This window comes from Ignatzschineria sp. 22MB058224 (genome assembly GCF_058188435.1).
In genome coordinates this window covers 900,397-914,515 of the sequence record NZ_CP187366.1, presented here as the reverse complement: position 1 = coordinate 914,515, position 14,119 = coordinate 900,397, and the positions used below count along the sequence as shown (strand labels likewise).

Genomic DNA, 14,119 nt, shown 5'->3' with positions numbered 1-14,119 from the left:
TTCTCTATGTGTATTAACTTTTATTAAAGAAACAATTTATGCAGAATAATCAGCAGCGTCTTTTTCTTGTATTGATCTTAGCTGTCATCGTCTATTTTCTTTATACAAAATGGGTCGATTACAAAAATCCAAAACCAGAAACAGCTATTGAGCAGGTAATGGAGAATGGTTCATCAGAAAATAGTAGTGCAGGGGCAGTCCCAACAATAGGTGGCACAATTCAAGATGGTCAAGCCGTTACCGATATTGATGATTACATCACTGTGCTTACAGATGTGTATGAAATTAAAATTGCACGTAAAGGCGGGGATATTATCGAAGCAGGTTTATTAAAATATCCTGAAAGTCTGGAAGAGCAAGATAAACCTTTTAAAGTGATGGATAATACTACACGTCGTTATCAAGTAGCACGAACAGGTTTGTCAAGCCAAACACATGAGGGCACGCCAAATCATACAAATGCAGTCTTCACATCGAGTAGCAATCAGTACAAAATGGCCGATGATGCAGATACGTTGATTGTTCCTTTGACATATGTTGACTCGACGTCTGGTTTAACGGTTATTAAGACATATGAATTTAAACGGGGTCTTTATACTGTAGGATTTAGTCAAAATCTTCAAAACAATTCAGATAGCGTATGGGTTGGTGGTGAATATCGTGAGATTGCAACGAAAAAACCTCATCTTCCAAAAGGAAGTGCTATTGGAGCATCAAGTTTTGATGGAAGCGTTTTCTCATTGCCTAACAATGATTATAAATATGAAAAATTAGCATATGACAAAATGACCTTTACGGAGCGTGGTTTTAACTCAGCAGGGCAAGAAGTTGTTAATCATGTTCCCAAAGAATTCCGTGGTGAAGGTGGTTGGGTAGCAATGATTGAGCAGTATTTTGTAACAGCTTCAATTCCTGGTAAAGATAAAGATGCGACAAAACAGACTCATAACGTCGTTCAAACATTACAATTTGGAAATTTTAAAGATATTTCTCAAAATACTTACGTGATTCGTATGATGGATCAGGAACCAATTTCGGTGAAACCTGGTGAATCACATCTTTTTGAAAGTCGTTATTTTATTGGCCCAAAATTAAAAGAACAGCTTGAAGAGACGGCCGAGTATTTAGATTTGACGCTTGATTACGGTTGGTTTAGTCCAATTTCAGAATTGATGCTTTGGGTGCTTAAATTCTTCCACTCATTTGTAGGAAACTGGGGTTGGTCGATTATTCTTTTAACTTTAACAGTTAAATTGGCACTCTTTTACTTCGCAAACAAGGGTTACACTTCAATGGCGAAAATGCGCAATGTCGCACCGAAGCTAGCGTTAATACGTGAAGAGTATGCAGATAACCGTCAGAAACAATCTGAAGAGATGATGAAACTTTATCGTAAAGAGAAGATTAATCCGCTTGGTGGTTGTTGGCCGGTTATTATTCAGATACCTGTATTTATTGCACTATTTTGGATGTTAATGGAGAGTGTTGAGTTGCGTCAAGCACCATGGATTTTATGGATTAACGATCTGTCACTGAGAGATCCATACTTTGTCTTACCTGTGATTATGGGTGTTACGATGTTTTTCCAACAGCGTTTGAACCCAGCCCCAACAGACCCGATGCAACAAAAAGTGATGAAATGGTTACCAGTTGTTTTCACATTTATGTTTATGTGGTTTGCTGCAGGTATCGTTTTATATTGGATTACAAATAACTTACTAACGATCTTACAACAGAGTTTTATTATGAAACGTGTTGAAAGACAGAGTAAAAACTAGGGATTGATCAATCAACTAGTTATTAATGAATCACAATCCCCTTTATGGGGATTGTTTTTTATCTAGAGGTTTATATGTTAAAAGATCAAACAATAGCAGCAATAGCAACTAGTACAGCCATTGGTGGCATAGGGATTATTCGTATTTCAGGTTCGAAAGCGTTATCTATTGCAAAAGCAATGACAAAGCTTACAATTATCGAACCACGTAAAGTTTATTTTTCATCATTTATTTCGAGTAATCATGAAACCTTGGATGAAGGTATTGTTATTTTTTATAAAGGTCCTAATTCATTTACAGGCGAGGATGTGGTTGAGCTTCAGGGGCATGGCGGGATTGTTGTCTTAACAAGAGTTTTGAATCGCGTTTTGGAGTTAGGTGCAAAAATGGCACGTCGAGGGGAGTTTTCAGAACGTGCATTTATTAATGGCAAACTCGATTTAGTACAAGCAGAAGCGATTCATGATCTTATTATTAGCCAAAGTGAAGCACAAGCAAAAGCTGCTATTAACTCTTTAACGGGACAATTTTCTAAACGAGTAAATGAACTTTTAACGACTTTGGTAAATTTACGGGTCTATATCGAAGCATCTATCGATTTTAGTGAAGAGGATATTGATTTCATTTCTGATGGCAATGTTGTCACGGGTCTAAAGACACTCTATTCACAAGTGAGTACTTTGCTTAAAAATGCAGGTAATGGAAAAGTTTTAACAGATGGATTAAAAGTTGTTATCGCTGGAAAGCCAAATGCCGGAAAATCGAGTCTTTTAAATGCTCTTTCAGGTGAAGAAACAGCAATTGTGACTGAGATCGAGGGTACTACACGCGATATTCTAAAAGAGCAAATTATTATTGAAGGAGTTCCTCTTAATATTATAGATACAGCTGGATTAAGAGATACTGAAGATGCTATCGAAGCTGAAGGAATCAAACGTGCAAAAAAAGCGATTGAAGGGGCCGATTTGGTATTGTGGATGCACGATGATTCACAAGCTTTTGAAGGTATTGATAAAGATATACTCGCTTTAAATATACCGATTATTCGCATTCATAACAAAATTGATATTTCCGGGCAACCTTCAGGTAATTATGAAGATTATATTGCTATTAGTGCAAAAGAAGAGCAGGGAATTGATATTCTTAAAACAACGATTCTAGAAGTTGTTAATTACGAAGGGCAAGAAGGCATGTTTAGTGCTCGTGAACGTCATTTACAATCACTTCGGGAGGTCTTGAAGCACTTTTCTGTTGCCCTTACAATCATTGAGGAAGGTGTAGCGATTGAATTAGTTGCTGAAGAATTACGTTTAGCACAAATTGCATTAGGTGAAATTACGGGTGAATTTACAACAGATGCGCTGTTAGGAGAAATTTTCTCCAATTTTTGTGTAGGCAAGTAATAATTATCTTTCAATTAAGAAGAATAGGATCGATCAATTGATGTTAACGAAAGAAAATTTGGTGAAATTAGTGCAGATCCGTATGCCTTTTGGTAAGTATAAAGGCACGTTATTAATAGATCTTCCTGAAGAATATCTTCTCTGGTTTAATCGCGCAGATAAAGGATTTCCAGCGGGTGAATTAGGGAAATTGATGGAGTTGACTTTAATGTTAAAGGTTGATGGACTCGATCATTTGGTAAAGCCTCTGCGCAAGTAAAAATCAGTATGAGTCGCTATTTTAAGAATATAATTAAATAGTTTATTTAGTTAGAAGGTGTTGGAAAATAAATATCATTAATTTTTTATTAATGTTTATTTATTTTTATCATAATAATTTTTTTAAAATTATCATTTGATTGATGTTATTGTGAATAGTATTGAAAATAGTAGTAAAATATAGACTTTAAAGAAATTTAATTTTTAATGATTAGTAAGTTAGTGAGGCAAAAATTACTGAAAGCGATCTGAAGTTTCTCAATGTTGGTTAAGGAAATGACGGACTATTTTTAAATCCTTAGTAGATCATCATGCCGATCTATCTTGTAAACAATTTTATTATTGGGGAGTAGAAATGAGTAGTACTAATCAAAAATCTGAGAAGACAGCTGACTGGAAAAGGATAGCACAAGATTTATTAGATCAGGCAGATATAACGATCAATGGTGATAAACCATATGATATTCAAATTCATAATGATGATTTTTATCAACGAGTTTTAAAAGATGGCTCGATTGGATTAGGTGAAAGTTATATGGATGGTTGGTGGGATTGCGAAGCCTTAGATCTTTTTTTTACTAAAGTACTTTTTGCAAAGCTTGATGAAAAATTACCACATAGTTTTAAAGATACTCTAAAGATTGTTTTTGCACGGTTACGAAATTTACAGAGCAAAGAACGTGCATGGATTGTTGGTAAGGAGCATTATGATTTGGGGAATGATCTTTTTACAGAAATGTTAGATCCTTATATGCAATATTCTTGTGGTTATTGGGCTAATGCTAAAAATTTAGAAAATGCGCAGATTGCAAAATTAGACCTTATTTGTCGGAAATTGCAACTTGAGCCTGGTTTAAGATTGCTCGACATTGGTTGTGGTTGGGGTGGGTTGTCTGCTTATGCCGCAAAAAACTATGGTGTATCCGTAACGGGTGTCACAATCTCAAAAGAACAGCAAAAATGGGCACAAAATCGATGTAAAGACCTAGATGTCAATATCATTCTAGAAGATTATCGGGATCTTAATGACCAGTTCGATCGTATCGTTTCAGTGGGAATGTTTGAGCATGTTGGTCCTAAAAATTATTCGGAGTATTTTGACGTTGTAAGACGTAATATTAAAGAAGATGGCCTGTTTTTGCTTCACACAATTGGTTCGAGTAATAATCAATATAATGTTGATCCATGGATTGAAAAATATATTTTTCCAAATGGTGAACTACCTTCAATTCAAAAAATTGCGAATGCGAGTCAGGGAAAATTTGTTATGGAGGATTGGCATAATTTTGGCGCTGATTATGATCGAACATTGATGGCTTGGAATAATCGATTTTTAGAGGCATGGCCAAAGCTTGAAAGCAACTATACTCCACGTTTTAAACGGATGTTTACCTATTATTTGAATGCATGTGCCGGTGCTTTCAGAGCCCGTAGTATTCAGCTATGGCAGATTCTTTGGAGTCCTAATGGCGTTACTGGTGGTATACAAGTTGCGCGGTAGTCGTTTTTCAATTATGTCATGATAAAAGAGAAGTCCAAAGAATTATACCTTTGGACTTTTGTATGCAAGATGGGCTTCAAGAATAATTCAAAACCTGATTAACTCATTGGTTGTTTTTGAAACGAAATCATCTTTTTCAAAATATAATTGAGCAATATGCCATATAGTGGTAGGAAGAAAATTGCACAGATAAGCAATTTAAAGAAGTAATCCACAAATGCAATTTCAAGCCAATTTTGTGCCATAAAATCATCATCACTTTGGAAAAATGCGATAAAAAAGAAAACAATCGTATCAATCAGATTTCCAACAATTGCCGCAGCACTTGGTGCGACCCACCAACGATGATATTTTCGAAGATAGCTAAAAACAGTGATATCCATCAATTGTCCCACAAGATAGCCAGCAAAGCTTGCTAATGCAATACGTGCGACAAATAGATTAAACGAGGAAAGTTCTTCGAGTCCTAGCCATTCTCCTTTGAAAAAAACGACCGATATGACGTAAGAGAGAATAAGTGCAGGAATCATCACTATAAAAATAATTTTGCGAGCAAGGGAAGAACCAAAAATGCGAATTGTTAAATCAGTAGTGAGGAAGATAAATGGAAAGGTAAATGCTCCCCAAGTTGTATGGAATCCCCAAATAGTGAAGGGGATTTGTACTAAATAATTGCTTGAAGCAATTATTAAAATATGGAAAAAGGAGAGCTGATAAAGTGCTCTTTGGCGTTGTTCTTGCGTAAATTGGTACATTTATAGCTCTCCATCTTTATTCGATTGATTTGCTAAATAGGTTGCTATTCCTCGATTTTGAAGTTGGCAACTAGGACAAACACCACAGCTACAATCAATACCTTCGTAGCAAGTCTGGGTATACTTTTCGATAAATTCTAATTTCCTTAATTGATCTGCAAGTGCCCATGTTTTAGCTTTAGAGAGATACATCAAAGGTGTTGAGCTATTAAATGTATAATTCATAGCAAGATTCAGTGTTACATTTATTGATTTAATAAAAATATCTCGACAGATAGGATAGCCGCTAGAATCAGCTTCACTAAGACCTATTATAAGCGTGCTAATATTGTGTGTTTTAGCATGAATACCGGCAAGCAATAGAAAGAGAGCATTTCTGCCTTCTACACAGCTGTTTGGGTAGTTTTCACCATCTTTTTGAACGAATTTAGTATCTGAATCAGTAAGAGCGCTATGGGTGATATTGTTAATAACAGAGGTATCAAGTATTGTCTGTCTTACTTGAAGCAGTTGCACAATTTTGCGAGCTTTATCGAGCTCAATATTATGTCTTTGTCCATATTGAAAAGTAATAGTTTCAACATTTTCTTGACCATACATTTTGATTGCTTGCAGTAAGTAAATCGTTGAGTCTTGTCCACCTGAAAAGATGACAAGTGCTTTTTTAGTCATATTGTGTCCTTAGTTTTTTTGCGTGGGAGGGTTTCGAACCACGGAGCGGCATTGTAGCGTAAATGAAAGATAGCTTCTATCTTAATTATGGATATTTACGAAAGTAGATTATAAAAAATCCCATTAAATATAGAATATTAATGGGATTTAAGCTGTGCTATTTATGATATAAAATTATGTTAATATTTTATATCATTAATTGCATCATTAATATTTTTAAGATCTTTATCTGTTAATTGATAGTCGGTGACTTTTATATTCCATCCGTTTTCATCACATTGTTGACCATTTATATCACAGCCATCCACTGAATATTGCACAACACCAAAAGATCCAAACCGATTGGAGTGTTCTGAATTATCCGTTGGTCTTAAAATAACATTGATAAATTCATAACCTTTAGTTTCAAATGTATGTGCAACTTCTTTCATCACTTCTTCGCGATCTGTTTTAGTTTTAGCATCTGGCGCATATATTTCTACATTGATCGCTTTTTTTGTACCATTCTCAATATCTTCTGTTTTGATTATTGTAACGTCTGCTGCCATTGCGATGGTGCTTGTGGTGAGTAACATAATTGCGGCAATTACTTTTTTCATTTTATGTTCCTGTTTAACAAAATAATAGATAGGATTTATTCACTTACTATTTTAATCAATTCATTAAAAATTTTTGTCTTAATTTGTTTTTAAAAGTGAATATAATTGGTGTATTGTCTATTTTGAGAAAGCGTTTTTATATTTATGTTTTAGAATTTTTTATCTCATCAGGTGTAACAATAAAGGCTTTTTGAAGCGTTTCGATCTCATTGGTAATCGTTGAAAATCCCGGAATTTCCGCTACGGCTTTAATTTCTTCTTTGTCAAAATATCTTGCAGAATTTGCAAGTGTTTCAAAAATAAAGAGTAGTGATGCAAGCGATTGATCATTTAATATGGGTCTAGGTTTCACCTCTGTTGCATGTTCTAAGAGAAAGGCAAGTTTTTCCATTGAATAGATGATAGGCCAATAATATTCGATAAGTGCTCTTTTTTGAGGAATTTCTCCGATAGCTGCATTATATAGTGCTGTAAGATTACTAATATTGGTACGCATTTTAATGATGCGAGATTTTATTTGTATGTCTGTTGATGGTTTTGGGGTTGAAAATAGTAATAAAAGCATCTGTGACTGATTACGAAGTGTGCGCATTATAATGCGAGGAATTCTCACAGATGCAGTTCGTTTGCCCATCAGTATTACTCCGATTAGACCAATAGCGCTTCCAATAAACACATCAATCATGCGGGCGCTTGAAAAGTGGAAAAATGAGAACTCCCCGCCAGTAATTGTTTCTGCTAAGAGTAGTGCATTCGGTGTGATAAAAATTACTGCTAATCCGTAGTTTTTAACAATGAATAATTCTGTAAGTGCTGTGAAAATAAGAATAAATAGAGCAATGATGTAATCGGAAGGAGAGAAATAGAGAATACAGCTCGCAATGAGTATTCCCAAAATTGTGCCGAGAGAGCGTTGTAATGCTCGATGAAATGTTGCAATCATTGATGCACCAGACATAACAGCGACGCAAGAAAGGGGAATCCAATAAGAACGAGTGAAATCAAAACTATGGGCGATAAAAGTAGCGAATGCACTAATGACGCCAAAGCGAATTGCTGTTAAAAAGACGAGGGAATTACGGTCAAAAGCATTAATTAAAAGATCTTTAATGGATTCTTTTCGTTCTAAGGTGATTTTGGGGAACTCAGCAACGGGTTGTTGAAGTGTTTTGATGATGTTCTTTGTATAATTTTCTAGGTTTGAATCATTTAAAGAGGGAGGATTAGGCCATTTTTTTGATTTTAATCTTTTTTTTATTTGTTGTTCAATTTCTGTTAAAAAATGCGCTAAATCTATTTGAGTGGGAGAATTTTCATCAGAGTAATTTTCAATAAGATAGAGAAAGAGTTCATTGAGTTCTAGAGTAAAATACAAAAGACGTTGATACGTTTCAGAAGGTGACCAAGGAAGTTCACCAGCCATCAATGTATCAATAGTCTCTTTTAGAGAACTCATTGTAAGATATTTTTCATGCTGGAAACGTTCAGTCCCGATTGCGTTAATAAAGCGAATAAACTGTGTCAATGAACGCTTTGTTGCCAGTAATTCTGGTCGATGAGGATTGATTAAAAAACCACTCATAGCGATTAACCAAGAGAGTATTGCTCCAAGCGATACAAGACTTGCGCGCAGTAGTGCTCCCATCAAATCTGTTTGCGGCATATCTGCTGTGAGTGCAAAAATTAGAACAAAAAAGATCGCAGAAGGACCGATAAACTTTAATGCATTGAATATAAATATTGTTACTGCCGCAATTAATCCAAGTATAACGATTACAGCCGTAGGATAAGGAGCAGCCATTGAACCTAGAAATGCACAAAGAACGATGCCGGTTCCAACAAAGAGTAACCTTTTAGAAAGATGAGCATAAGGAAGTCTGAAAGCGTAGAGATAAGTGAAGCCTCCTAATCCTGCAAGTAGCCCTAACTTTAGTTGATCAAACCAGAGTCCTAAAAAAATTGGTAGTGACATTGTTAGAGCTGCACCGATAGCCCTTTCCCATGGGAATGCTCTGTTGTTGACGGCTAAAGCGGCCTTAAATATGTGTCTAATTTTTGCAAAATTCATTTTTTTTAAACTCACTATTCAGTACCTTAACAACCCCATTATACGAGATTATTTGTTTTTTCTTGTGATGAGAAAAAAAATACGATATAGATAGGATGTAAGTCTATGATAACTCGCTTTATTCCATATTGAAGGAGGTTTCAAACATCATCAATTTAAAGGCCTTTCTAAAAGAATTTAGTTTTTTTGCAATTCGTTTTTTCCATCTAATTTGGACGATAAAACACAATGACAATGTCGATACAACAAACTCAAGATTTTTTATCTTCGCTTTCTACTAAAGGCTACTACATCTGGGATGATTTTTTTGATCGAAAAGAGATCCAAGCGATTAAAGAAGCAATTCCTGATCAGTTGAACGATGCAAAAATTGGATATAAAGCGACTTTACAAGGTAATAAAACTATTCGTGGTGACCAAACGATATGGCTAGATCCAGCATTTGGTCCAGCAGTTGCTTATTATCTTGAGCGAATGGATGAAGTCCGCAAGCTATTAAATCGCGAGTTTTATCTTGGTCTGCAAGATTTTGAAACGCATTATTGTCGGTATCTAGAAGGTGCATTTTATAAAAAACATATTGATAATCCTCAAGGACAGAGCCGTCGAAAAATTACGACGGTGCTCTATCTTAATGAAAATTGGCAAAGAGGCGATGGTGGTGAACTTGTGCTTTATAATATGAAACAAGAGCATCTTTTGACTTTAGAACCTCTTGCTGGTCGTATTATCTTTTTTGTGGCGGAAGATTTTCCCCACGAGGTGTTACCCGCCCATACGACAAGAGAGAGCGTGACAGGTTGGTATTTAACTGAACGAGCATTATAAAGTTTGAATTTCGTAAAGTTACGGGATTTAGCTTGATCATGAAGGCATAATAAACGGTAGGTTTCTATTGGATACCTGAAAAGTATGCAGAAGAAAGCAGGCATAAAAACTCTATTTGAGCTACAATGTTGCACAAATTTTATAAGCAATTTGTCTTATTTAAGTCAAAGAAAAAGCGTTTTTTATTAATTTGTTGATAGCACTTAGGTGTTTATCGAAGGTTTTTTATGAAGTTACTTCACGATAGAATTATTCAAGATGGATTAGCGTTTGATGATGGTACTTTAAAAGTTGATAGTTTTATCAATCATCAAATGGATCCTATTCTTATGAAATCGATTGCGGTTGAGTTTGTTCGAAGATTTGCCAATCTTCCAATCAATAAAATCATTACGATTGAAGCAAGTGGTATAGCTCCGGCGATTATGTTGGGGTATCTTCTTGAATTACCTGTTGTTTTTGTAAAGAAAAAAACACCTAAAACAATGGAAAAAATGTATCTTTCTTCTGTTTATTCTTATACAAAAGATCGTACTTACGATGTCTGTGTGAGCCAAGAGTATCTCTCAAAAGAGGATAATGTATTATTTATTGATGACTTTTTGGCAAACGGTAATGCCGCGCTTGGTGTGAAATCACTTATTGATCAAGCGGGTGCAACACTTTACGGAATGGGTTTTATTATTGAAAAAAGCTTCCAAGAGGGACGCGATCGTCTTTTAGAGGCGGGAATCAATATTCAATCCTTAGCACGTGTATCTTCACTAAAAGATGGAAAGGTTCAATTTGCAGAAGATGAATAGAGCGTAAATGTATAGGATGGATGTGAAAGATATTTTACTTGTAACGTTGAATGCTCGCTATGCGCATGCATCCTTAGGTTTGCGATATCTAAAAGCAAATTTGCATGAGCTTGAAAATCGCGCGGAAATTCTTGAGTTTACGATTCAGCAGAACCGAGAAGCAATGCTCGAGGAGATTTACAAACGGCAGCCAAAAGTTGTCTGTTTTGGTATCTATATTTGGAATTTTACAGAGACAAGTGATCTGATTAAGGATCTTCGTGCTTTAATGCCAGAGTTAATTATTTCAATAGGAGGGCCAGAAGTCTCTTATGAATATGAAACAATCGAGATTTTCCCTTTAGTCGATTATTTGATTACTGGTTGGGGGGATATTAGTTTTTATCAACTCGTAAAATCACTTTTGATTGATAATCAGCCTTGGCAAACAAAAGTTATCAAGGGTATTGAACCGCCATTAGAAGAGATTAAGCTACCATATTATCTTTATAATGATGAGGATATTGCGCATCGAACGGTTTATATTGAAGCTTCTCGCGGATGTCCATTTAAGTGCGAATTTTGTCTTTCAAGTCTTGATCGAACTGCCTGGCGATTTCCACTTGAGCCATTTTTAGAAGCAATGGATGATCTTTACCAACGGGGATTGCGACAGTTTAAATTTGTTGATCGTACATTTAATCTCAAGAAAGATTTCACATTAGCTATTTTGGATTTTTTCCTTGATAAAATTGAGAAAAATCCAGATGAACCACTTTTTTTACATTTTGAATTGGTGCCTGATTATCTTTCAGATGAACTCAAGACGAAGATTTTGGAATTTCCAGATGGTTCATTACAATTTGAAATTGGGATACAAACCCTTAATACAACGACTCAACAGTTGATCTCCCGCCGAACAAACTTGCCAATTGCTAAAGAGAATATCTCTTGGTTGTCGGAACATACGGATGTTCATCTCCATGTTGATCTTATAGTTGGTTTACCTAATGAGGATTTAGAGAGCTTTGCTCAAGGATTTAATGAATTATGGTCGTGGAAACCCCAAGAAATACAAGTAGGGATTTTAAAGCGCTTGAAGGGTGTACCGATTATTCGCCATACGAATGAATATCAATTTAGCTTTAGTCAAGTACCACCATATTCGGTTTTGCAAAATCGTGATTTACCATTTGCTCAAGTGATGGAGATGGAACGTTTTGCAAAATTTTGGGATAGCGTTGCTAACTCAGGGCGCTTTAAACATACATTACCAATTATTTTGGGAAATCAGCCATTTGAAAATTTTAGGGCTCTTTCAGTAAATCTTTCGATGCTTTTTGGTCGAGCTTATGGGATTGCGCTTGATAGGCTATTTAGAGGTATTTTTGATTTTCTTGTAGGGGAATTATTACTGAATGAAACGGTTGTTCGTGAAGCAATGAGGGAAGATTTCTTACGGACAGGTATTAAAGGTTGGCCTAAATATTTAGGCGAACGACCAGATGAGCGATTATTTACTAATAAAATGAGCGAAAATATCGCATTGCCACAGCGACAGCGGCAGCACAGGGGTTAGGTGATTTTCCCATTGTTGGGCTCAAAAAATTGAAAGGATTGGATTTATAGATAATATAGATCCAATCCTCTTTTGGGGACTGTTTTTTAAATATTTTCAGTGAGTAATATAGACCAATTTTTACTCCGTGCTTCATTGATAACTGCACGATTTAAGGCACTTTTTGCAATAAGATACTTAGTGGCTGAATTTGATGCCATTTCAACAATGACTTGGTAGCTTGTTGCGTTGGCACTAATTAATTGGCGAGTGGATAAGGAGATTGTTTTAATAGAAGCAAGCAGTGATTCATCAGCAGCATGCATCTCATCTTTAATTCCTTCGGTGATATTCGCATCAACTGCTTCAAAAAGTACACGATTTTCTTCGGTATCTTCAATTGTGAAGTTGAGTGTAAGACTATAACCACGAGATAAATTACTAAATTTTAATTTATAAAACTCAGCTGTTCCCATTACAATTGTTGATCCGTCATGATTGAGATAAATTGATTCTGGTGTTTGGCGCATGACTTTAACAATCCGTTTGTCTGGAAGGAGAAGGATGTCGCCTTTACGGCTTGGGAACCACAGTTCATCCGTTTTAGTCTCACGGGAGTAGAGTTTATCGATGAGATCAATCGTGACACGTAATTCACCATTATCAAGAAGTGGGTTAGTGAGAAATACAGTATTGAGATTGATTTTTGAGATCTCCCATGGGATATCATTGTAGATAATTCGTTCCCCTTCACGTGCTTGTCCCAGGTTAAGAAATACACGTAATCGGTTTAAATAAGCGGGGATTTTTGCTCTAAAGCTAATCGCTAACATTAAAAGAATTAAGCCGACAATACCAAAAAGCATGATATTCCCACTTGTATGAAGAATAACCATAAAGATCGCCAATGTAAATGCGATATTTACCGCTTGGCATACTAAAAGTGTAAAACGCCATTTGAAGTTAGTAACGCGTTTTTTATCTTGTTGAATATAATGAGTGAGAAGTAGAATAATGCGGCTGAAAATATAATAAAAGAGTGATGCAAAAACAACAGCAGCAACAATAGCGAGTCCTTCATTTTTGATGAAACTCCAAAGATTATCAGTAAATTTGGTGAAGAAACTCCGATTGTCTGTTAAATCTTCGAGTTTGAGATCAACAATACTTTTTTGGTGTTCAAGTGATTTGAGTTTATCGATCCATTCATCATCAAGTTTTGTAATCTGTTTAACTGCCTGTTCTGATAGTTGTGTCTTATCGATGCTTTGTAGTGTAGTAAGTCCAATATTTGCAGTATCAATTTTTTTCGTCAGTTCGCGGCGATCTTCGATTAGTTGATCGCGAGTGCGTGCTTTCTCTGTCATTCGTTGCATTTGGGCAAAAAATGGTTGAAGAATCTGTAAGACTTCTTGTTGCCAATTGTAATTAGCATTTGTTGAAGTCTCCTCTTCTTTAGGTTCTTGGAAGAGGGTTAGGTCAATACCGCCAAGTACTGTTTGTTCAAAAAGAAGATTAAATTCTTTTGTCTGATTGGTAAGTGTTTGAATACGTTGATTAAGGTCGGCTATTTCTTCTTCTGACAATGATTTGTCATCTAACTGTTTTTGGAGACTTTTTTTGCGTGTATTGATCTCTGCAATTTTTACCTCAATATCATTGATTTTTTCAATACGTTCACCTTCTGCAAGATCTTCAGCAAATATAATAGAGGAGAAGGAAAATGTCGAAGCAAAGAGGATTAAGCAGAGTATTTTAATAAATGCGCGTTGTAATACCATGAAGTTTCCTTATTCGTTATAGTGAAAATTCGTGTTATAGAGTTTGGTCAGAAACGTTAAATAGTGGAAAATACTAGGTAATATTTTACCATTTACTTAAGAATGGGGCTTGAATTTAGAGTGATTGAGATTTTAT

General features: G+C 35.5%; 12 protein-coding genes and 1 riboswitch. Of the genes, 7 read left to right on the top strand and 5 right to left on the bottom strand.

The features are described 5' to 3' along the window. The first annotated feature begins 38 nt into the window (after positions 1-38). From yidC to cfa, 4 genes are all read left to right on the top strand, one after another. Positions 39-1,778 (top strand): membrane protein insertase YidC, encoded by a 1,740-nt coding sequence (gene yidC, locus ACPF7B_RS03800; RefSeq protein WP_490506308.1) that lies wholly within the window; start codon positions 39-41, stop codon positions 1,776-1,778. Positions 1,779-1,852: 74 nt separating this feature from the next. Continuing rightward, positions 1,853-3,181, top strand: coding sequence for a tRNA uridine-5-carboxymethylaminomethyl(34) synthesis GTPase MnmE (gene mnmE / locus ACPF7B_RS03795; protein WP_490506307.1), 1,329 nt, complete (start codon positions 1,853-1,855; stop codon positions 3,179-3,181). A gap of 40 nt (positions 3,182-3,221) precedes the next feature. Continuing rightward, positions 3,222-3,440 (top strand): DUF3820 family protein, encoded by a 219-nt coding sequence (locus ACPF7B_RS03790; RefSeq protein WP_490506306.1) that lies wholly within the window; start codon positions 3,222-3,224, stop codon positions 3,438-3,440. A 354-nt stretch (positions 3,441-3,794) separates the two neighbouring features. Further along, positions 3,795-4,940: a cyclopropane fatty acyl phospholipid synthase gene (gene cfa, locus ACPF7B_RS03785; protein ID WP_490506305.1), complete on the top strand. Its 1,146-nt coding sequence runs from the start codon at positions 3,795-3,797 to the stop codon at positions 4,938-4,940. Between the two features lie 98 nt (positions 4,941-5,038). On the opposite strand, the gene ACPF7B_RS03780 is transcribed toward cfa, so the two are convergent. From ACPF7B_RS03780 to ACPF7B_RS03765, 4 genes are all read right to left on the bottom strand, one after another. Further along, positions 5,039-5,695 carry a 7-cyano-7-deazaguanine/7-aminomethyl-7-deazaguanine transporter gene (locus ACPF7B_RS03780; protein WP_490506304.1) on the bottom strand — a complete coding sequence of 219 codons (657 nt, stop codon included), beginning with the start codon at positions 5,693-5,695 and terminating at the stop codon, positions 5,039-5,041. Then, positions 5,696-6,367, bottom strand: a complete 672-nt coding sequence (gene queC, locus ACPF7B_RS03775; RefSeq protein WP_490506303.1) for a 7-cyano-7-deazaguanine synthase QueC — start codon at positions 6,365-6,367, stop codon at positions 5,696-5,698. A gap of 3 nt (positions 6,368-6,370) precedes the next feature. Next, a riboswitch (PreQ1 riboswitch) is annotated at positions 6,371-6,415 on the bottom strand. Positions 6,416-6,546: 131 nt separating this feature from the next. Continuing rightward, on the bottom strand, positions 6,547-6,966 hold the full coding sequence (locus ACPF7B_RS03770; protein WP_490506302.1) for a DUF4875 domain-containing protein: 420 nt from the start codon (positions 6,964-6,966) through the stop codon (positions 6,547-6,549). A 142-nt stretch (positions 6,967-7,108) separates the two neighbouring features. Next, a complete protein-coding gene (locus tag ACPF7B_RS03765; protein WP_490506301.1) occupies positions 7,109-9,049 on the bottom strand; it encodes an FUSC family protein in 1,941 nt (646 codons plus the stop codon). 219 nt (positions 9,050-9,268) lie between these two features. Here ACPF7B_RS03765 and ACPF7B_RS03760 point away from each other — a divergent pair, with 219 nt between their 5' ends. The 3 genes from ACPF7B_RS03760 to ACPF7B_RS03750 all read left to right on the top strand — a co-directional run bounded on the left by ACPF7B_RS03760 (position 9,269) and on the right by ACPF7B_RS03750 (position 12,223). Continuing rightward, the gene (locus ACPF7B_RS03760) at positions 9,269-9,862 is read left to right on the top strand and encodes a 2OG-Fe(II) oxygenase (RefSeq protein ID WP_490506492.1); all 594 of its coding nucleotides are present in this window, start codon (positions 9,269-9,271) and stop codon (positions 9,860-9,862) included. 227 nt (positions 9,863-10,089) lie between these two features. Next, positions 10,090-10,665: a xanthine phosphoribosyltransferase gene (xpt, locus tag ACPF7B_RS03755; RefSeq protein WP_490506300.1), complete on the top strand. Its 576-nt coding sequence runs from the start codon at positions 10,090-10,092 to the stop codon at positions 10,663-10,665. 22 nt (positions 10,666-10,687) lie between these two features. Next, complete coding sequence (locus ACPF7B_RS03750) at positions 10,688-12,223, top strand: B12-binding domain-containing radical SAM protein (protein ID WP_490506299.1); 1,536 nt, start codon at positions 10,688-10,690, stop codon at positions 12,221-12,223. An 86-nt stretch (positions 12,224-12,309) separates the two neighbouring features. On the opposite strand, the gene ACPF7B_RS03745 is transcribed toward ACPF7B_RS03750, so the two are convergent. Next, on the bottom strand, positions 12,310-13,983 hold the full coding sequence (locus ACPF7B_RS03745) for a coiled-coil domain-containing protein (RefSeq protein ID WP_490506298.1): 1,674 nt from the start codon (positions 13,981-13,983) through the stop codon (positions 12,310-12,312). Positions 13,984-14,119 lie beyond the last annotated feature (136 nt).

Coding starts and splice junctions, on each gene's coding strand:
- ACPF7B_RS03780 (WP_490506304.1), bottom strand. CDS start 5,695: ATGTACCAATTTACGCAAGAACAACGCCAAAGAGCACTTTATCAGCTC.
- ACPF7B_RS03770 (WP_490506302.1), bottom strand. CDS start 6,966: ATGAAAAAAGTAATTGCCGCAATTATGTTACTCACCACAAGCACCATC.
- cfa (WP_490506305.1), top strand. CDS start 3,795: ATGAGTAGTACTAATCAAAAATCTGAGAAGACAGCTGACTGGAAAAGG.
- ACPF7B_RS03760 (WP_490506492.1), top strand. CDS start 9,269: ATGTCGATACAACAAACTCAAGATTTTTTATCTTCGCTTTCTACTAAA.
- mnmE (WP_490506307.1), top strand. CDS start 1,853: ATGTTAAAAGATCAAACAATAGCAGCAATAGCAACTAGTACAGCCATT.
- ACPF7B_RS03745 (WP_490506298.1), bottom strand. CDS start 13,983: ATGGTATTACAACGCGCATTTATTAAAATACTCTGCTTAATCCTCTTT.
- xpt (WP_490506300.1), top strand. CDS start 10,090: ATGAAGTTACTTCACGATAGAATTATTCAAGATGGATTAGCGTTTGAT.
- queC (WP_490506303.1), bottom strand. CDS start 6,367: ATGACTAAAAAAGCACTTGTCATCTTTTCAGGTGGACAAGACTCAACG.
- yidC (WP_490506308.1), top strand. CDS start 39: ATGCAGAATAATCAGCAGCGTCTTTTTCTTGTATTGATCTTAGCTGTC.
- ACPF7B_RS03790 (WP_490506306.1), top strand. CDS start 3,222: ATGTTAACGAAAGAAAATTTGGTGAAATTAGTGCAGATCCGTATGCCT.